This is a genomic window from Ruegeria sp. D3 (assembly GCF_056534465.1).
Genome location: NZ_JBQFPK010000010.1, coordinates 1 through 17,276, shown reverse-complemented (window position 1 = coordinate 17,276; position 17,276 = coordinate 1). Strand labels below are relative to the sequence as shown.

General features: G+C 57.3%; 19 protein-coding genes and 1 tRNA gene. 8 read left to right on the top strand and 12 right to left on the bottom strand.

What is annotated here, in order from left to right; translation table 11 throughout:
- The first annotated feature begins 14 nt into the window (after positions 1-14).
- The 3 genes from ACR0DX_RS15075 (at position 15) to ACR0DX_RS15065 (ending at position 2,552) form a co-directional block, all read left to right on the top strand.
- The gene (locus tag ACR0DX_RS15075) at positions 15-500 is read left to right on the top strand and encodes a plastocyanin/azurin family copper-binding protein (RefSeq protein ID WP_170724695.1); all 486 of its coding nucleotides are present in this window, start codon (positions 15-17) and stop codon (positions 498-500) included.
- Complete coding sequence (locus ACR0DX_RS15070; protein WP_170356029.1) at positions 493-1,737, top strand: molybdopterin molybdotransferase MoeA; 1,245 nt, start codon at positions 493-495, stop codon at positions 1,735-1,737. Before ACR0DX_RS15075 ends, ACR0DX_RS15070 begins: the two co-directional genes overlap by 8 nt.
- A gap of 89 nt (positions 1,738-1,826) precedes the next feature.
- The gene (locus ACR0DX_RS15065) at positions 1,827-2,552 is read left to right on the top strand and encodes a response regulator (protein ID WP_170356030.1); all 726 of its coding nucleotides are present in this window, start codon (positions 1,827-1,829) and stop codon (positions 2,550-2,552) included.
- Here ACR0DX_RS15065 and ACR0DX_RS15060 read toward each other — a convergent pair.
- The 7 genes from ACR0DX_RS15060 to ACR0DX_RS15030 all read right to left on the bottom strand — a co-directional run bounded on the left by ACR0DX_RS15060 (position 2,549) and on the right by ACR0DX_RS15030 (position 6,268).
- Positions 2,549-3,067, bottom strand: a complete 519-nt coding sequence (locus ACR0DX_RS15060) for a GNAT family N-acetyltransferase (RefSeq protein WP_170356031.1) — start codon at positions 3,065-3,067, stop codon at positions 2,549-2,551. The two genes, ACR0DX_RS15065 and ACR0DX_RS15060, sit on opposite strands and share 4 nt — an antisense overlap.
- Complete coding sequence (locus ACR0DX_RS15055) at positions 3,064-3,618, bottom strand: helix-turn-helix transcriptional regulator (RefSeq protein WP_170356032.1); 555 nt, start codon at positions 3,616-3,618, stop codon at positions 3,064-3,066. The genes ACR0DX_RS15060 and ACR0DX_RS15055 overlap by 4 nt, the downstream gene beginning before the upstream one ends.
- A 112-nt stretch (positions 3,619-3,730) precedes the next feature.
- On the bottom strand, positions 3,731-4,747 hold the full coding sequence (locus ACR0DX_RS15050; protein WP_170724697.1) for a Fe(3+) ABC transporter substrate-binding protein: 1,017 nt from the start codon (positions 4,745-4,747) through the stop codon (positions 3,731-3,733).
- A gap of 168 nt (positions 4,748-4,915) precedes the next feature.
- Complete coding sequence (locus ACR0DX_RS15045; protein ID WP_170356034.1) at positions 4,916-5,293, bottom strand: hypothetical protein; 378 nt, start codon at positions 5,291-5,293, stop codon at positions 4,916-4,918.
- A gap of 78 nt (positions 5,294-5,371) precedes the next feature.
- Positions 5,372-5,773 carry a DM13 domain-containing protein gene (locus ACR0DX_RS15040; protein WP_170356035.1) on the bottom strand — a complete coding sequence of 134 codons (402 nt, stop codon included), beginning with the start codon at positions 5,771-5,773 and terminating at the stop codon, positions 5,372-5,374.
- 203 nt (positions 5,774-5,976) lie between these two features.
- Complete coding sequence (ykgO, locus tag ACR0DX_RS15035; RefSeq protein WP_008755722.1) at positions 5,977-6,102, bottom strand: type B 50S ribosomal protein L36; 126 nt, start codon at positions 6,100-6,102, stop codon at positions 5,977-5,979.
- 91 nt (positions 6,103-6,193) lie between these two features.
- Positions 6,194-6,268 (bottom strand) — tRNA-Val (locus ACR0DX_RS15030).
- 149 nt (positions 6,269-6,417) lie between these two features.
- Here ACR0DX_RS15030 and ACR0DX_RS15025 point away from each other — a divergent pair.
- Positions 6,418-7,275, top strand: a complete 858-nt coding sequence (locus ACR0DX_RS15025; RefSeq protein WP_170356036.1) for an N-formylglutamate amidohydrolase — start codon at positions 6,418-6,420, stop codon at positions 7,273-7,275.
- Positions 7,276-7,277: 2 nt separating this feature from the next.
- Here the strand turns inward: ACR0DX_RS15025 and ACR0DX_RS15020 are convergent, their stop codons facing one another.
- Both ACR0DX_RS15020 and pyrF read right to left on the bottom strand, forming a co-directional pair.
- Positions 7,278-8,531, bottom strand: a complete 1,254-nt coding sequence (locus tag ACR0DX_RS15020) for a DNA polymerase IV (protein ID WP_170356037.1) — start codon at positions 8,529-8,531, stop codon at positions 7,278-7,280.
- A 349-nt stretch (positions 8,532-8,880) separates the two neighbouring features.
- The gene (pyrF, locus tag ACR0DX_RS15015) at positions 8,881-9,585 is read right to left on the bottom strand and encodes an orotidine-5'-phosphate decarboxylase (RefSeq protein WP_170356038.1); all 705 of its coding nucleotides are present in this window, start codon (positions 9,583-9,585) and stop codon (positions 8,881-8,883) included.
- 143 nt (positions 9,586-9,728) lie between these two features.
- Here pyrF and ACR0DX_RS15010 point away from each other — a divergent pair, with 143 nt between their 5' ends.
- Entirely contained in the window at positions 9,729-10,049 is a 321-nt protein-coding gene (locus ACR0DX_RS15010) for a hypothetical protein (RefSeq protein ID WP_480846586.1), read from the top strand.
- 126 nt (positions 10,050-10,175) lie between these two features.
- Positions 10,176-12,794: an ATP-dependent chaperone ClpB gene (clpB, locus tag ACR0DX_RS15005; protein ID WP_170356039.1), complete on the top strand. Its 2,619-nt coding sequence runs from the start codon at positions 10,176-10,178 to the stop codon at positions 12,792-12,794.
- Between the two features lie 127 nt (positions 12,795-12,921).
- On the opposite strand, the gene ACR0DX_RS15000 is transcribed toward clpB, so the two are convergent.
- The 3 genes from ACR0DX_RS15000 to ACR0DX_RS14990 all read right to left on the bottom strand — a co-directional run bounded on the left by ACR0DX_RS15000 (position 12,922) and on the right by ACR0DX_RS14990 (position 15,109).
- Positions 12,922-13,683: a class I SAM-dependent methyltransferase gene (locus tag ACR0DX_RS15000; protein ID WP_170527513.1), complete on the bottom strand. Its 762-nt coding sequence runs from the start codon at positions 13,681-13,683 to the stop codon at positions 12,922-12,924.
- Positions 13,684-13,814: 131 nt separating this feature from the next.
- Positions 13,815-14,630 (bottom strand): cyclase family protein, encoded by an 816-nt coding sequence (locus ACR0DX_RS14995; RefSeq protein ID WP_170356041.1) that lies wholly within the window; start codon positions 14,628-14,630, stop codon positions 13,815-13,817.
- 287 nt (positions 14,631-14,917) lie between these two features.
- Positions 14,918-15,109 (bottom strand): hypothetical protein, encoded by a 192-nt coding sequence (locus tag ACR0DX_RS14990; protein WP_170356042.1) that lies wholly within the window; start codon positions 15,107-15,109, stop codon positions 14,918-14,920.
- A gap of 367 nt (positions 15,110-15,476) precedes the next feature.
- On the opposite strand from ACR0DX_RS14990, the gene msrP reads away from it, so the two are divergent.
- On the top strand, positions 15,477-16,388 hold the full coding sequence (gene msrP, locus ACR0DX_RS14985; RefSeq protein ID WP_480846582.1) for a protein-methionine-sulfoxide reductase catalytic subunit MsrP: 912 nt from the start codon (positions 15,477-15,479) through the stop codon (positions 16,386-16,388).
- Positions 16,389-16,392: 4 nt separating this feature from the next.
- The gene (msrQ, locus tag ACR0DX_RS14980; RefSeq protein ID WP_480846580.1) at positions 16,393-17,007 is read left to right on the top strand and encodes a protein-methionine-sulfoxide reductase heme-binding subunit MsrQ; all 615 of its coding nucleotides are present in this window, start codon (positions 16,393-16,395) and stop codon (positions 17,005-17,007) included.
- Positions 17,008-17,276 lie beyond the last annotated feature (269 nt).

Here is a 17,276-nt window from a genome sequence, read left to right as displayed (position 1 = left end):
GCCCGGAGGGACAGATGAGCATTTCGCTGAAACTGGCTGCAGCGATATTGGCGGGCGCAATGACCATTGCTCCCGCCCTTTATGACGATGACCTCCCTGACGTTGCCGTCGTTCACCAGATCATCGACCTGAGTGCAGACACCCCGGCCCATGCGTTTCGATTCGAACCCAAGTTCCTGCAAGTACCCGCTGGTTCCACGGTGCGGTTCAAGGGCTCGACCGGGCGGCATACGGTGACATCCATCCGTCCGATGATCCCCGAGGACGCACGCAGTTTCGAAATTCGCGGCAAGCCCGAGCTGGATCTGACCTTCGAGCATGAAGGCGTCTATGGCATTCGCTGCCGCGTTCATGGCCGGCATGGCATGGTTATGCTGTTGGTGGTGGGCGACCCCAACGCAAATCTCGAGGACGCCCGCGCCCACCTGCCCAATATCGGCGAGGCAGAGCGCGCGGGGTTCGAGGAACTCTTTACATATCTGGAGGCTCAAAATGGCTGATGGCTGCGCCTGCGACCGGCAGGCTCATATGTTTCTGACGGTTTCCCAGGCCCTGACCAAGGGCCTGTCGGTGGCCGACCCGATCACCGAAACGGAAACCCTGCCGTTGATTGACGCTATTGGGCGGGTGCTGGCCGAGGATTGCACCAGCAAGGTGGATATGCCCGCTTTTGATAACTCGGCCATGGATGGCTATGCGGTGCGCATTGCCGATTTGGGCGATGGTCCGCTGTTTGAACTGCCCGTCGCGGGACGAATCGCTGCCGGGGATAGCGGGGCGCATGACGCGCCTGCGGGCAGTGCGCTGCGGATATTCACGGGCGCGCCGGTCCCGCCGGATTTCGACGCCATTTTGATGCAGGAAGACTGTGATGCCACCGTCTCAGGCATTCGGTTCTCGCGCCGCCCCAAGCCAGGCCAGCACATCCGCCGTGTGGGCGAAGACCTGAAGGCTGGCGCCCCGATCCTGCGCCGTGGTTGTGAGATCACGGCGCGCGAGGCCGCCGCGCTGGCATCGTCCGGCTATGGCGAGGTCACGGTTTATCGCAAGCTGAAAGTCACGATCTTTTCCACCGGTAGCGAGCTACAACAACCCGGCGAGGCGTTGGGACCGGGACAGATCTACAACTCGAACCGCTACATGCTGCGGGCGCTGCTGGACAAGCCGTGGATTGCCCTGACCGACAAAGGCCCGGTCGAGGACAACCCCGCCAAGCTGGAACAGGTGCTGCGAGAGGCTTGCGACAGCTCTGACCTGATCATTACCACGGGCGGCGTATCGGTCGGAGATGAAGACCACATGCCGCGTCTGTTCGAGGCCATCGGCGGCAAGCCGGATGTGATGAAAGTGGCGATGAAACCGGGCAAGCCGATAATGTTCGGGCGGCGCGGGGATGCGCTTTATGTTGGGCTGCCGGGCAATCCGGTTTCGGCCTATGTCACATGGCAGATTGTTGGATCGCACATGATGGCGCGGCGCGCCGGTTTGCATCACGCGTCTCAGACCCCGGAACAAGCGGTTCTGTCCGAGCCGCTGAGCCGCCGGGCCGGTCGTCAGGAATACCGACCCGTTGTGATTGAGGGGGCAGAGCCTGACGGAACACCGCGTCTGCGCCTGATGGCGGCGTCCTACAGCGGACGTGTTGCGCTGTTGGCGCAGTCGGATGGGCTGGCGGTGATCCCTGCGGAAACCGAAGCCTTGCCGCAGGGCCATAGCTTGTCTTTCCTGCGGTTCTGATGCCGGGGCAGAGCTCGTTCTTGCAAGTGTCGGGGGGCTGCGGCTACAACAGTTCCGCGCCAGCCCACTTTGCCCGCCCGGACTCGAATATGGTTCAAGAACATATCCTTGTGGTCGATGACGACCCGCAGATCACGTCTTTTCTGCAGCGTTACCTTGAAAAGCAGGGCTGCGCAGTCACGTGCGTGGCCGATGGCGATGCGATGGATGCTGTTCTGGCGCGGGCCGAGGTTGATCTGATCCTGCTGGATATCGGATTGCCTGGCCGCAACGGTTTCGACATCACGCGCGAGTTGCGGATGAACTCAAACATTCCAATTATCGTGGTCTCCGGCCGGGATGAGATTTTCGACCGGGTCGTCGGGCTGGAATTTGGGGCGGATGACTACATCACGAAACCGTTCGAGGCGCGCGAGGTTCTGGCCCGCATCCGTACCGTTCTGCGTCGGTCAAAACCTGACGACAAACCCACCAACGGTTCTGAGTCCCAAACGATCACCTTCGGGAACTGGGTGCTGAACGTGAACGAGCGGACCCTGACCGCGTCCGGCGCGCCCGAGGCCACACCACTGACCACCACCGAATTCGAGGTGCTGTTGGCCTTTGTCACCAATCCTCATGTGGTGTTCTCGCGCGATCAGCTGCTGGACAAGGCGCGCGGGCGAGACATCGTCGTCGGAGACCGGACCATCGACGTCCATATCATGCGTCTGCGAAAGAAAATCGAAGCTGATCCCGCCGCGCCGGCCTTCATCAAGACCGTTCACGGGATCGGCTATTGCTTTGCCGCAAATGTCCGGAAAACTAGCGCCTAGTGCAGGTTTTTGTACATGAAAGTTGTGGGTTCCAGCCGGTCATCGAGCGGGTTGCGGCAATAGTTCGGAATCTCGCCGGCGATCTGGAAACCAAGGCTTTGATACAGTCGCAGCGACGGGTCTGAACTGCGCGTGTCCAGAACCAACACATTGCGCCCGAGTTGAGCAGCGCGCTCTTCTAAGGCGGCCATCAAAGCGCGGCCCAGTCCTTGGCGGCGGGCGTTTGGATGCACCAGCAGTTTAGCGACATCTGCCCTGTGCGGTTGGTTCGGCATTTTGACCGGTATAAGTTGAACCGTCCCCAAGACATACTGGGCGTTGCGGACCACAAATAGATCCAGCTCGTTCCCGGCAACACCGGACCATACATGGTTTAGCCAATAGGCGCGTGCTTGTTCAGGCGGAAAGGGCAGGATGAATCCTACGCTGGCACCGTCATGCACACAGGCGTGCAGAATACCCGCCAAATCGTCCAATGCGCCGTCCAGATCCGATGAGGTCAAACGTTCGATCATATCAGCACCAACAAGTAACGCGCACCGCGCTTGGTTGAGGTTTCAAACCGGGTCGAACCGGAAAGGTGATAACGCAGGCAATCTCCGGCCGTCAGGTCGTGCGCCACGCCGTCCACTGTTAGCGTCAAAGCGCCGTCCAGCATGATCAGATGGTGTTCCTGTCCCGGCTTCGGGGGTGCGTCATAGGTGATAACTGTCGAAGACGGCAGGTGCCCCTCCATGACCTCACCGTTCAAACCGGTGGCCGGGGGCGAAACCGACCGGCGCGTGAACCCGGTTTCAGGGTCGCGCCATTCAGGTTGACGTTCCAAGGGAACCCGTGGTGCAAAGCTGTCTTCCACCATCATCAACAGGCGCGACATGGGCAAGCCGTAGGCGGCACACAACCGGCCGAGCGTTTCTGCGGTCGGGCTCACGCCCCCCTTTTCGAGCCGGGATAAAGTGGCGCGGCTGACAGAGCTGCGTTCTGCCAATTGGTCCAAGGACCAACCGCGCATCAGGCGCAGCTCGTTTAATCGGTTGGCAAGGCGGTTCGATAGATCATCCAACATTTATCAAATATGAGAATCATTTCCTTTTTTGAGATTATTGGCGATTTTTATTCCAATACAACAAAAAAGAGCGCGGAAAACCGCGCCCTTTCCCGTTGTCTGGTCTAGAGGATTATTGCCAGCCAACTTCGTTGAAGATTTTTTGTGCTTCGGGGATGTTCTTGGCAACTTCGGACAGGTTCACTGTATCCGCTTTGAACTCACCCAGCGAAGCAACGTTTTCGGCCAGTGCGACACCTTCGACGGCGGGGAATTCATCATTGCCGTTCGAGAAGTAGACCTGTGCCTGTTCGCCTGCGAGGTATTCAAGGAATTTCACTGCGTTCTCTTTGTTCGGCGCATGGGCTGCGATGCCCGCACCTGACAGGTTCATATGGGCGCCTTCCGCGTCTTGTGCGGGAAACTGAATGCCGATCATGTCGATATCCGCGCTCAGGCCCTTCACGTCTTTACGCAGTGCGCGGGCGAAGTAGTAAGAGTTGGAAACGGCAATTTCGCATTCACCCGAGACGATCCCGCGCAGCTGATCGGTGTCACCGCCCTGCGGGTCACGTGCCATGTTGGCGACAACGCCTTCGGCCCAGGTTTTCGCGGCCTCGGCACCATGGTTGGTGATGATCGCAGCAAGCAGCGTTTGGTTATAGGTGTTGCTGGACGACCGGATGCAGACCAAACCTTTGTATTCCGGCTTGGCCAGATCCAGATAGTTGGCCGGCGGGTTCGCGACGTCGGCTTTGTCAAAGAAGATAATTCGCGCGCGTTGTGAGAAACCGTACCACTGGTTGTCTTCGTCCTGCAGGTTGGCAGGGATACGCTCTTCCAGAACCGCGCTGTCGATCACTTGCAGGATGCCTGCATTCTTGGCGCGGGCAAGGCGAGAAGTATCGACGGTCAGCAGAATGTCGGCAGGTGAGTTCGCACCTTCGGCTTCCATTCGGGCGATCAGCTCATCGGCCTTGCCTTCGATACGGTTGATGGTGATGCCAGTGGCCTCTTCAAAATCCGAATAAAGGCGTTCGTCGGTGTCATAATGGCGCGAGGAATAGAGGTTAAGCTCGCCCTCAGCCGCGGCAGAGGTCGCAATAAGGGCCGTCAGAGCGGCAGCAATACAAGTGGAGGATTTCAGCATCATGTGTCCCAACTTTGAATGTCGTGGCGGGTAATAACCCGACTGATTTGGTCAATTAAACGATTCTGGCGGGGATGCAAGAAAAACTGACAAAATTAGTTGGTCAAAATGGTCGCTGCTGGAAAGGCGCAACGCACTGACCTTGACGTGGGGAACCTCCGAAAGGCGTTAAGGGTGCCTACGTTGCAAAACAGCGGCCAGAATAATAGCCCATCCGAGTATACCCTGCCCGTGTGCGCTGAGGTTTTGCTGGTGTGAAAAAAGCAAAATTTCAAAGGGGATAAGGGCGTCTTTGGGTGGCCAGATGACCCATTGCAGCGGTAAATCCGGAATGATCATGCGATAGTACATGTAGTAAACCTGCGGCGAGGCCAACACGAACACCCAGAAAAGGGTCAGCGCCCACAGAAACCTTGCCCATATTGGCAAACGTCTCAGGCAGCGCCGTGCCAAAAGCACCATCATCAGAAACAGAGTGAGGCTGATGAAGACAAGCCCGACCTGTCCCCAAGCGGACAGATCAAAAAAGGAATCCTGACTGTACATGTTCGCCCTCCGCAAAGCCGGGCAAATAAGAAACCCGCCCACGCATGCAGGCGGATTTCAAACAGCGCAAGGCGAGATTTAGCTGAGTGGCGCGACGGCCAGAATCACAGTGAATTTCTCACAATAGATATACAGCTCGTTGTACTTGGAAACGTCGATGCCGGAAGGGATCTTGAATGAGGCTTCGCCCTTTTTAACGGTCAGCTTGTCGTGAATCTTGGAGCCCTTCGCGTATTTCTCGCCATTGCCAAAGCCGATTTTGATATCTGGCGGGTTCTTGCTGGGGTCGAAGACATAATCGCTTTTGAGCGTGACGGTGTCGCCGGAAACGGAAACCGTCCCCTTCACCTTATAGCCGCTGCGGCCGGAAAGGCTGCCGGTGCGTTCCTTGCCTGCGGCAAATACAGAAGGTGTTCCCAGTGTCAGAGCGGCTGCGGAAGCAAGCCCCAGCTGTACGAATTGGCGGCGTTTGATTGTCATAGCGAATTCCCTATCTCATTCTGCGACTGCAGGATGCTGCGCAGACAAAGGGGGCGCTGCCAACTCACATCGCGTCAAGGGAATGTGAGTATCTGAAACATGCAAGCGACCAGCTAAGCGGGAAATCAACGCAACATGCGATTTGAAAACAAAAAAACCGCACCCAACCGGCGCGGTTTCCCTGAATTCGATTTGTGCAGTTCTTAGCCCTGGCGAGCTTTGAACTTGCGCTGCGTCTTGTTGATCACGTAGACGCGGCCTTTGCGACGCACAATCCGGCAATCACGGTGCCGGTTCTTGAGCGAGCGGAGCGAGTTCTTGACCTTCATGGGTCTGTCTCCAATCTGCGGCGCCTTCATCAAAGACGTGGCCAGCGCCTGGGTTAATCGGGTGTCCCGGAGCCCCGGAACAGTGAAATCATGGTGGGCGGTACAAGGATCGAACTTGTGACCCCTTCGATGTCAACGAAGTGCTCTACCGCTGAGCTAACCGCCCACTTTACCTTTGCGTGCCCTGCCCCATAACGAAATGGGGCGCGGAACCCCGCGCCGGTAGCGGGGTCTATAAAAGGAGTCGCAAAGGGGTTCAAGGGGTTTGGTATAACTATTTTCCGGTCTATGTTCAGACCGAACCAAGGAGCCACCATGCCTAACGCCGCCTATGTATTGGATATGCCTGCCAAGCGCACGTCTTGTGTGGTCTTTGCTTCCCCGCATAGCGGCCGGAACTACCCTCAGGAGCTGATGGAGCGAACCATTCTTAGCCGCGACGTGATTCGATCCTCTGAGGATGCGTTCGTGGATCAGTTGTTCGCACCCGCTTCGGATTTTGGAGCGCCGCTGATTTCTGCGACAAAGCCAAGGGCTTATCTGGATCTTAACCGCAGTGCCGAGGAGTTGGATCCGGCGCTTGTGGAAGGCGCGCGTCGACAGGGGCACAATCCGCGCGTGTCCTCGGGGCTTGGCGTAATCCCCCGTGTGGTTGCGAATGGTCGCGCGATTTATCGCGGTAAGCTAACAATGGACGAGGCGCGGCTGCGCATCGATACCTGCTGGCGGCCATATCACACGCGACTCAAGGCATTGTTGGCCGAATCGCACAAGGCGTTCGGGCAGGCGATCCTTGTGGATTGCCATTCGATGCCGCACGAAGCTGTGGCCATGGCCGGCACCGCAAATTCGCGCCCTCAGATTGTGTTAGGGGACCGGTTTGGCGCCGCAGCCTCTGGCGAAGTCGTGGACCGTATCGAAGCCGCTTTTGTGGCCGCTGGTCTGACAGTGGCGCGAAACGCACCGTTTGCTGGGGCGTATGTGACGCAGACCTATGGTCGACCCGCGCGCGATCAGCACGCGGTGCAGATCGAAATAGACCGTTCGCTTTACATGGACGAAGCGCGGATTGAGCCAAATGGGAATTTCACCGCCTTTCGCGAGCTGTTGCGGCAGGTCATTTGCGAAATTACGTTGATCGGTGAAGAGCCTCTGCGCCTTGCGGCCGAATAAGATCAGCGCAAAGATCGCCCCTTCAAGATAGCATCATGTCCGAATCTGCGACGGATTTCATCCGTGGCGCGTTCGGCCTGCGACCGCTGCGCTGCGCCGGGGTCCAGCAAGTCGCCCGTGATATCGGCCTGATCCTCGGGGCACAAATCCGACAAACCGCAGCCAAGCAAGCGATAGGGTCCCTGATCTCCGACCTGATCGAACAAACTGCGGGCCGTGCGGTAAATGCGATCGGCAATCTGCGTCGCATCACGTAACGAGACACGGCGGGTGATAATCTTGTGATTGGCTTTCTTCAGCTTGAGGGTCACGATCCTGCCAGCCAGGCTTTTGGCCTTGGCACGATCCGCCACCTTTTCGGACATGCGCCACAGATGACCATCAAGTATGTCAAGGCTGGCTGTGTCTTCGAAAAAGGTAGTTTCATTACTGATGGACTTCATCGGTTCATGGGCAGAGACGCGGCGCTTGTCCTGTCCTCGGGCCAGATGCCACAACCGATACCCCATCGCGCCGAATCTGGCTGTCAGGGCCTCCTGATCCCAGCGCAACAGGTCCGAGAACGTACGAATCCCTGCGCGCTCGAGCGATTCTTGTGCAGCTGGTCCGATGCCCCAGATCAGCCGGACGGGCTTGTCGTGCAGAAACGAAGCGGTCTCGGCCTCGCCGATTACGGAAAAGCCACGTGGTTTGTCGAGGTCGGATGCGACCTTGGCGAGGAATTTGTTATGTGAAAGCCCGATTGAACCAGTCACGCCCAGCTCATCTTTCATCCGTTTCACAAGGCGCGCCAGCATCACTGCGGGTGGTGCACTGTGCAGTCGCTGGGTGCCGGACAGGTCCATGAAAGCCTCGTCCAATGACAAAGGTTCGACGACTGGGGTCAACTCGTCCATCATCGCCCGAATCTGACGCGAGACTTCCGCATAGACCGACATGCGGGGTTTGATGACCACAGCATCGGGGCACAGTTGCAGGGCTTTGAACATGGGCATCGCTGAACGCACTCCGCGAATACGCGCCACATAGCAGGCCGTCGACACGACGCCGCGTTTCCCGCCGCCAATAATGACGGGTTTGTCGGCAAGTTCAGGGTTGTCGCGCTTCTCGACCGAAGCGTAGAACGCATCGCAGTCCATATGCGCGATGGTCAGGTCAAACAGTTCAGGATGCGTCTTGATGCGCGGACTACCGCAGGCAGGGCAGCGGCGGTCGTCCGTCACAGTGGTCAGGCAGTCTCGGCACAGACCGGGCATGCGGTGTTCCCGTCTTTCATTCGATCAATTCGCGGGGTTTGAATATACCACCCAATTGGTCAAGAAAAACCCCGCCGGGTGGTTGTTTGATGCAAAAGAAGACCCCCCGCGCGTTGCGGGGGGAGGTGACGGACCTCAGGAAGAGACGGTCCGCGGGGAGTATCACGGGACCAGATTCGCTGAAAATCAGAGGTTTCGATAGGATCGAGTTCACACAAGGAAAACAGGCAGTTTTCATGTGTGTTTTCGGGCACAGGGACGATTTGGCGCGGTTTTCATTAAAAGTTACGTAAGGTCAACTGTTTGGCTGACAGAAACCGGGTTTTTCCGCGGTTTCTGACGTCCGCGATTAGTGCCGTGTCAAGGAATTTAACTCGGCAAGAACCGCCTCGGCGGCGGCTTTCGGGTCGTCAGATTGATAGATTGGGCGGCCGACCACGATGTGATCTGCACCGTCACCGATCGCGGTCGCTGGGGTGGCGACGCGTTTTTGATCGCCAAGCGCAGCACCTGCCGGGCGCACACCTGGGGTCACAATCAGGCGACCTTCGGCCTGTGGTAAGGCCCGGATCAGCGCGGCCTCTTGCGGGCTGGCGATGACACCATCTGCCCCGGCCTCAAGCGCCTTTGCCGCGCGTTCGACGACCAGTTCCTGCACGTCGCCATCCTTCAACAGGCTGGCATCCAGATCATCGCGGTTCAGCGAGGTCAGAATGGTCACAGCGAGGATTTTCAGATCCTTGCCCGAGGCACCCTCTTTCGCAGCGCGCACTACATGGGGGTCGCCATGGACGGTCAGGAAATCCAGATCGAACTGCGCCAGCCCACGTACCGCGTTTTCGACGGTATTGCCGATGTCGAACAGTTTCATATCCAAAAAGATGCGCTTTCCGTGATCCTGTTTCAGCTCATTGGCCAGTGCCAGCCCGCCGCCTGTAAGCATGCCCAAACCAATCTTGTAGAAAGAGACGCTGTCGCCCAGCCTTTCGGCCATGGCCAAACCCTGCAGGGCGTTGGGTACGTCTAGGGCTACGATAAGGCGATCGTCGGACATGGGGGCGCTCCGTTTTTGGCAAACGTCTGCGTCCTAGCGGGTTTGCAAGGTTCTGTCCATGTGGGACGAGTAGGTGATTCAGTTCACGGCAGAGTTTACCAGATGTGGTATAATGTGCGCGGATTGAAGGAATGGAATTCAAAGTGAAAAAGTTTGCACCCGCCGTAATCATCGTATTGCTGACAGGATGTCAGGATATGCCATTGGAAACCGAGGCCGCTGACACGGTCGTAAGGACCCCCACAAACGACAACCTGCGGCTTTTTAGAGGCTATCGTTCGACCGATGATGATTGTCAGATCACAGGTGAGACTGCGTTTACAATTGATTTTCTGGATGATGCCGCTGATCTGGTATCCTGTCCAACAGGTGGTGAAGCGGCGCAATCTCTGGTCCAGATGTATGGCGCGCGAGAAGTGGCTGAAACCGGGGGATACACTGTCTATTCGGTTCCGCGCAGGTAGGGCGGAAATAGCGTTTCGACCTCTTGAACCGGGACAGATATTTCCCAGATTGAATGTGAGGCCCAGATCAGAAGCGTGCCGCCAAGCGGGCGCATCGACACAGGGCGCTTGGAAAAGGAGAATACTATGGACTTGAACAAGTTCACCGAGCGGGCACGGGGTTTCGTGCAAGCGGCGCAGACTATTGCGATGCGGGAAGAGCATCAGCGTCTGACGCCCGAACATTTGCTGAAAGCATTGATGGATGACGATCAGGGGCTGGCCAGCAACCTGATCACGCGGGCCGGTGGTGCGCCCAGCCGTGTCGTGAATGCGCTTGATGCCTCGATGGCGCGTATTCCAAAGGTCAAAGGCGACACAGGACAGGTCTATCTGGACGGCCAGACTGCCAAAGTGTTGGACGAGGCCGAGAAAATCGCGACCAAGGCAGGCGACAGCTTTGTCCCGGTCGAGCGCATTCTTATGGCGCTATGCATGGTGAAATCGAAAGCCAAGGTGGCGTTGGAAGACGGTGCAGTCACCGCGCAGAAACTGAACGAGGCGATCAACGATATCCGCAAAGGCCGCACTGCCGACACCGCGTCGGCGGAAGAAGGCTATGACGCGCTCAAGAAATACGCGCGTGACCTGACCGAGGCGGCGGCTGAGGGCAAGATCGACCCGATCATTGGGCGGGATGAGGAAATCCGCCGTTCGATGCAGGTTCTGTCTCGACGGACCAAGAACAACCCTGTTCTGATCGGTGAACCCGGTGTCGGTAAAACCGCGATTGCCGAGGGCATGGCCCTTCGCATCGTCAATGGCGACGTGCCGGAATCGCTGAAGGACAAAAAACTGCTTGCGCTCGACATGGGCGCGCTGATTGCTGGTGCGAAATACCGTGGTGAGTTCGAAGAACGCCTCAAGGCCGTTCTCACCGAGGTCACTGAGGCTGCTGGTGAGATCATTCTGTTCATCGACGAGATGCACACGCTGGTGGGCGCTGGTAAGTCCGACGGCGCGATGGATGCCGCCAACCTGATCAAGCCTGCGCTTGCCCGCGGCGAGCTGCATTGTATCGGCGCGACCACGCTGGATGAGTACCGCAAATACGTCGAAAAGGACGCGGCCCTTGCACGCCGATTCCAACCTGTGATGGTCACAGAGCCGACGGTCGAGGACACGATCAGCATCCTGCGCGGCATCAAGGAAAAGTACGAACTGCACCACGGCGTGCGTATTTCCGACTCGGCGCTGGTGTCGGCGGCGACGCTGTCGCATCGCTATATCACCGACCGTTTCCTGCCCGACAAAGCCATCGACCTTGTCGATGAGGCCGCGTCGCGGTTGCGGATGGAGGTAGATTCCAAGCCCGAAGAACTGGATCAGCTAGATCGCCAGATCCTGCAGATGCAGATCGAGGAAGAGGCGCTGAAGCTTGAGGACGACGCTGCCTCCAAGGATCGTTTGGAAACCTTGCAAAAGGATCTGGCCGATCTGCAGGAGAAATCCGCCGAAATGACCGCCCAGTGGCAGGCCGAACGCGATAAGCTGGCCGGTGCGCGTGATCTGAAAGAACAGCTCGACAAAGCGCGCGCTGATCTGGAGATCGCCAAGCGTGAAGGTAACCTCGCCAAGGCGGGGGAGCTGTCCTATGGCGTCATCCCCGAGCTTGAGAAAAAGCTGACCGAGGCCGAGAATGCCGAAAGCAACGCCATGATGGCCGAGGAAACGGTGCGCCCGGAACAGATCGCCTCCGTCGTAGAGCGCTGGACCGGTATCCCGACCTCGAAAATGCTGGAAGGTGAGCGCGAGAAGTTGCTGCGGATGGAAGATGATCTGCATTCCCGCGTGATCGGTCAGGATGCAGCAGTGACTGCCGTGGCCAACGCAGTGCGCCGTGCGCGTGCCGGGCTGAACGACGAAGGACGCCCGCTGGGATCTTTCCTGTTCTTAGGGCCCACCGGTGTGGGGAAAACCGAACTGACCAAGGCCGTGGCGAACTTCCTGTTCGACGACGACAACGCGATGGTTCGTATCGACATGTCCGAGTTCATGGAGAAACACGCGGTTGCCCGTCTGATCGGTGCCCCTCCGGGCTATGTGGGCTATGATGAAGGCGGTGTGCTGACCGAGGCCGTGCGGCGCAGGCCCTATCAGGTCGTGCTGTTTGACGAGGTCGAAAAAGCGCACCCGGACGTGTTCAACGTGCTGTTGCAGGTTCTGGACGATGGCGTTTTGACCGATGGTCAGGGCCGCACTGTCGACTTCAAGCAGACGCTTATCATCCTGACGTCGAACCTTGGGTCTCAGGCGCTGAGTCAGTTGCCCGAAGGCGCAGACAGCGCGCAGGCGCGGCGCGATGTGATGGATGCGGTCCGGGCCCATTTCCGGCCCGAATTCCTCAACCGTCTGGACGAGACGATCATCTTTGACCGGCTCAAGCGGGCTGACATGGATGGCATCGTCGATATCCAGATGGCGCGTCTGCAAAAACGTCTGGCCGCCCGTAAGATCGAGCTGGCGCTGGACGATGGTGCCAAGCAATGGCTGGCCGATGAAGGTTATGACCCGGTCTTTGGTGCTCGTCCGTTAAAACGCGTGATCCAACGCGCGTTGCAGAATCCCCTGGCCGAGGCATTGCTGGCCGGTGAGATCAAGGATGGTGAGACAGTTCCGGTCTCGGCCGGTTCTGATGGCCTGATCATCGGCGACCGATTGGGAACGTCGGATCGTCCAAGGCCGGATGATGCGGTCGTGCACTGAGCTTTAAGCCTTAAAAGACCTACCCATTCGGTAGGTCTTTTTCGTTTGCGAAAGCATGTGTTTTGTTGCCCAGAAAAACGATCGTTTTCTTTCGCGCCCGAGCGCCAAAGCTGCCCACGCAATAAACCTACGGGCCTTTTCGGACAATCAGCCGTTTCGCACCACCTTGCGCCGCATCCACAAGTAAAGAAACCTGACCCAAGGTTTCCAGAAACGCAGAACCTTCGCGGAGTTTGCGGGTTCTCACGTCGAGAATGACGGCACCGTCGTCTTCGACCACGTCGCGAAAAAAACCTGCATAGGTCTGCGCGGGATAGTGGAAGCCGCACGAGATAAAGCTCATCGCAAGATCAACGGTGCCGATTGATGAGAGTTCGTCTGAACCGGGATTCAGGCAGTTGATGTCGCTGGCGCGGACGCCGTTTTCCATCAGGAACGATCGCGCGACAGACAGATTGGAATAGGCCGCGCCGGTTTCCGCGTATCCGAAATGCCGTTCTGTAGTGGTTTCTAAATCAATCAGGTTCAGGTGACACTTGTGGTCCTGCCACAAAAACAGATCGAACATAGCATAACCACAGCCGATATCTGCAATCGATGACGGAGCGAGGCTTTGTATCGTATCCCGAAGTTCCAGGTACTCTAAATAGATAATTGCGGCAGCGCGGCGCGCCAGATCGGTTCCGTGATCCCGCACAAGCGATAGGGCGGGTTCGGGATTTCCGGCGGCCCAGGCGCGGTTAATCCTGCCGGAGCGGGGTTGGTCATGAATGATCTCTGACCTTTGCATGATCAGATTGACCAGATCGTTTTGGGAAAACGCGTCGAAGGATAGTCCGGACACTTCAGGCAGGGCAGTTGCCTTCATCATCCGCTCGGTCGTGATCATATCGTGGTTTCTACATGTCTGGGATTGGAGTTGCAGTCCGGACTTTGTGGCAGGTTTATTCGATGTTCAAGACCCGCTCATTGGCGGTGCCGAAAAGGATCGGGCATTCGATCCTTTTCGACCGTTATCATTCAAACCATCGCGAAAATGCGCGCGGGTCCGCCTGTGCCGCCTTTGTGCTTTGGCGCTCCGATAACCAGCGTTGCGCCCGAAGCGGGGACGCGGTCCAACCCAGCGATGTTTTCGATCCCAAAGCGGCCCGTTGGCAGCCACGCGTAGTGGGTGGCAAAGTCGGCCGACATTCCGTGATCCAGCGACAGGGTGTCTGAAGCCAACGACCGCGCGCCTGTTTCCTCGATCAGCATCTGAGCGGCTTCGACATGAAAGCCGGGGTAGTGCTGCGCCTGCCCGTCAAATCCGCGGTAGCCGTCACTGTCGACCTTGGCGGCCCAACCAGAGTATAGGGCAACGCAGGCGCCGTCCGGAATATCTCCGTGGGTTGCCATCCACGCCTTCAGATCGTCCGGTGTCAGTAAAGTATCGGCATCTTCGGCCGCCCGCGCAGCGATATCGACAACACAAAGCGGTGCCACGAGATCTGTAACCGGGATTTCGTCGACCGCTGCCCCATCCGCCGAGAAATGCAATGGCGCATCAATATGAGTTCCGGTGTGCTCGTTTACAGTCATGCGTTGCAGGTTGAAGCCGTGGTCGCCAAAATTGAACAGTTGTTCGGACGCATAGCCGGGCTCACCAAAATAGGTGGGAAAGTCAGGGCTGATCGTGTGGGTCATATCCTCAACCTTGCCGTGCCCCGCGGCCATCGCCATTGGCGCTGCTGCACTGGTCGCCGCTACGGCCACGCCCGAGGCTGCGGCGGCTTTGAAGAAACTCCGCCTTGAAAGCATCCGGTCCTTGACCGCGTTCATCACACAGATGTCACACATTTGTCTTCTCCCTTTCGGCTGTCCCGGTTGTCGGGTTTCGAAGGATCCCTACAAGACCCCTTCGGAACAGACTGCATTTTGCGAGAAGCAGTTGTAAAGATAGCGGTAGGAGAGGCTGCAGTGTTTCGGGGAACGATGCTTCAACTCACCGTGATCGGTTCTGTGCGTTTTGGTTAACGTTGCATCCAACGAATAACTGATTTCAAGGACCGCAAACGACAAGAGCCTGCCGAATGGCAGGCTCTTGAATACGTGCATGACCCAGAGGGGCCAAAGGATCGGAAATCTTAGGTGCCGGTCGGCAACGCATTCAGGTCTTGTGCGTTGCTCTCATCGAGATTGGTATCTTCACCGATTTCCTCGCAGGTCACGGGGAATGTCTCATTCGAGTCGCACCCAGAGATTGGGTAGGTCTCTTTTTCAGCGCATGCCGCGATGAACAGGGCCAGCGACAGGCCAGCTACCAGCTTCATTTTCATGTCTCGTCCTTTCCGATCATATCGTCGTATTTTTTGTGGCGCTATCTGCGTGATCAGCCTTGGGGTGATCTCAACTCCGTCCCTTCACGCCTTGGGAAAACTTAAGCGGCTGGGCTGCGGGTTGGCTAGCGCCAATATCAAGGGTGACGCTAGGTTCTGTTGGGTTAAATGTACATTTCGTATGAAAAAGCGGCTACTTTTAGCCGAAGTTTATGAATGATTATACGTTTAGTATTGTATTGAGCCTTTGTTGCGCCGCTTGATGGTTCGTTACAGCCTCGTCTCCCAATCGTGACGCATGTTGCCTTGGTCCTGTGCTAAGAGCGCACTAACTGACAATTAACAATGTACGATCACGGAGACAGAGATGGCGCGTCGCTGGACCAATACACTGACACATGCAGATGTCACCCCAAGGGCGATGTTTATGAACCGGCGGCAGGTGATGGCTGGGCTTGCAGGTGCCGGGCTGGCGGGGATTGCGCAAAAGGGTTCCGCGGAAGAGTCTCCTGAGGGTTTGACGCCGAACACTTGGGAAGAGATCACGTCCTACAACAATTACTACGAGTTCGGCACCCGCAAGGATGATCCTGCGAAATACGCCCACACGCTGGTCACCGAACCCTGGAGCGTTCAGATTGATGGTCTGGTGGACCGCCCCGGTGAATACGACTTCAAAGACATAATGTCCGAAATGACAGTCGAAGAGCGGATCTTTCGGTTCCGCTGTGTCGAGGCTTGGTCGATGGTTGTTCCTTGGAACGGATTCGAACTGGCTGATCTGCTGAATATGGCCGGTGTGCAGGAAGGTGCCAAATATGTGGCGTTTGAGACTGCCTATCGCCCGGATGAGATGCCCGGCGTGCAATTCCCGGTCCTGGACTGGCCCTACCGTGAAGGTTTGCGGCTGGACGAGGCCATGCATCCGCTGACGATCATGGCGACGGGAATCTATGATCGTCCGATCCCGAACCAGAACGGCGCCCCTTTGCGTTTGGTTGTTCCATGGAAGTACGGGTTCAAGTCGATCAAGTCGATCGTCCGGATTACCCTTACGGATGTTGAACCTCCGACAAGCTGGAACATGGCCAACCCGCGTGAATATGGCTTCTATAGTAATGTGAACCCGAATGTGGATCACCCGCGTTGGTCTCAGGCGTCTGAGCGTACCATCGGGGGCGGGCTGTTCTCAAAGCGTATCCCGACGCTTATGTTCAACGGCTACGAGGCCGAAGTCGCCGGTCTTTACGAAGGCATGGATCTGTCGGAATACTACTAAGCGCATGCAGACCGTGAACCAGATACTCCGCCGGGTGCCTGTTTGGGCCGTCTATCTGCTGGGCCTGATCCCGGCACCATGGCTGTTCTATCAGGGTCTGACCGGAGGATTGGGTATTGATCCAATCGAAGCGCTGGAACATCGCTATGGCGAGCTGGCGTTGCAGTTGTTGATTGCTGTGCTTGCGATATCTCCGTTGCGGCGGTTTGCGGGGCTGAACCTGACGAAGTTCCGGCGGGCTTTGGGGGTGCTGACCTTTGTCTATGTCAGTCTGCATCTGTTGGTATGGTTGGTTTTGGATGTGCAACTGCCAAGCCAGATCTGGGCCGACATCCTCAAACGTCCCTATATCACAGTGGGCATGGCCGGGTTCCTCCTGCTGCTGCCCTTGGCTGTGACTTCAAATAATCTGTCGGTGCGCCGTTTGGGTCCACGCTGGCGCGTCCTGCAACGTCTGGTCTATCCAGCTGCGATTTTGGGCGGGCTGCATTACGTGATGCTGGCGAAAGGGTTCCAGATCGAGCCACTGATCTATCTGAGCGTGATTCTGGGCCTTCTGGCCTTGCGTCTGCCACTGTCGAACCCGCTCAGCCGATTCCGACAGGTCGATTCCGCCTGAGTCTGTGGGTAAGCCTGTGCAAAACCTGGGTTGCACGGTGAAACGGTGGCGTAGGGAGTTCGTTTTGGAGATGGGTTTAGCGATAAGAGACTGAAAATAAAATTAAATTTTAAAATTCTGAGTTTTTTCGAATTTTTCAAATTTTCTGCTTGCGGCTTTGTGGGGTAGACCTTAGAACCCCCTTCACCGGCGCTGCTGAGGCGGTGCTGGGGCGCTGGAGACGGTGCTGACGGACTGGAAAGACGGTTGAGACGCTCAGGATAGACTGG

Bases quoted from the DNA above. Each gene is read 5' to 3' on its own strand.
- ACR0DX_RS15075 (WP_170724695.1), top strand. From the start codon at position 15: ATGAGCATTTCGCTGAAACTGGCTGCAGCGATATTGGCGGGCGCAATG.
- ACR0DX_RS15070 (WP_170356029.1), top strand. From the start codon at position 493: ATGGCTGATGGCTGCGCCTGCGACCGGCAGGCTCATATGTTTCTGACG.
- ACR0DX_RS15065 (WP_170356030.1), top strand. From the start codon at position 1,827: ATGGTTCAAGAACATATCCTTGTGGTCGATGACGACCCGCAGATCACG.
- ACR0DX_RS15060 (WP_170356031.1), bottom strand. From the start codon at position 3,067: ATGATCGAACGTTTGACCTCATCGGATCTGGACGGCGCATTGGACGAT.
- ACR0DX_RS15055 (WP_170356032.1), bottom strand. From the start codon at position 3,618: ATGTTGGATGATCTATCGAACCGCCTTGCCAACCGATTAAACGAGCTG.
- ACR0DX_RS15050 (WP_170724697.1), bottom strand. From the start codon at position 4,747: ATGCTGAAATCCTCCACTTGTATTGCTGCCGCTCTGACGGCCCTTATT.
- ACR0DX_RS15045 (WP_170356034.1), bottom strand. From the start codon at position 5,293: ATGTACAGTCAGGATTCCTTTTTTGATCTGTCCGCTTGGGGACAGGTC.
- ACR0DX_RS15040 (WP_170356035.1), bottom strand. From the start codon at position 5,773: ATGACAATCAAACGCCGCCAATTCGTACAGCTGGGGCTTGCTTCCGCA.
- ykgO (WP_008755722.1), bottom strand. From the start codon at position 6,102: ATGAAGGTCAAGAACTCGCTCCGCTCGCTCAAGAACCGGCACCGTGAT.
- ACR0DX_RS15025 (WP_170356036.1), top strand. From the start codon at position 6,418: ATGCCTAACGCCGCCTATGTATTGGATATGCCTGCCAAGCGCACGTCT.
- ACR0DX_RS15020 (WP_170356037.1), bottom strand. From the start codon at position 8,531: ATGCCCGGTCTGTGCCGAGACTGCCTGACCACTGTGACGGACGACCGC.
- pyrF (WP_170356038.1), bottom strand. From the start codon at position 9,585: ATGTCCGACGATCGCCTTATCGTAGCCCTAGACGTACCCAACGCCCTG.
- clpB (WP_170356039.1), top strand. From the start codon at position 10,176: ATGGACTTGAACAAGTTCACCGAGCGGGCACGGGGTTTCGTGCAAGCG.
- ACR0DX_RS15000 (WP_170527513.1), bottom strand. From the start codon at position 13,683: ATGATCACGACCGAGCGGATGATGAAGGCAACTGCCCTGCCTGAAGTG.
- ACR0DX_RS14995 (WP_170356041.1), bottom strand. From the start codon at position 14,630: ATGTGTGACATCTGTGTGATGAACGCGGTCAAGGACCGGATGCTTTCA.
- ACR0DX_RS14990 (WP_170356042.1), bottom strand. From the start codon at position 15,109: ATGAAAATGAAGCTGGTAGCTGGCCTGTCGCTGGCCCTGTTCATCGCG.
- msrP (WP_480846582.1), top strand. From the start codon at position 15,477: ATGGCGCGTCGCTGGACCAATACACTGACACATGCAGATGTCACCCCA.
- msrQ (WP_480846580.1), top strand. From the start codon at position 16,393: ATGCAGACCGTGAACCAGATACTCCGCCGGGTGCCTGTTTGGGCCGTC.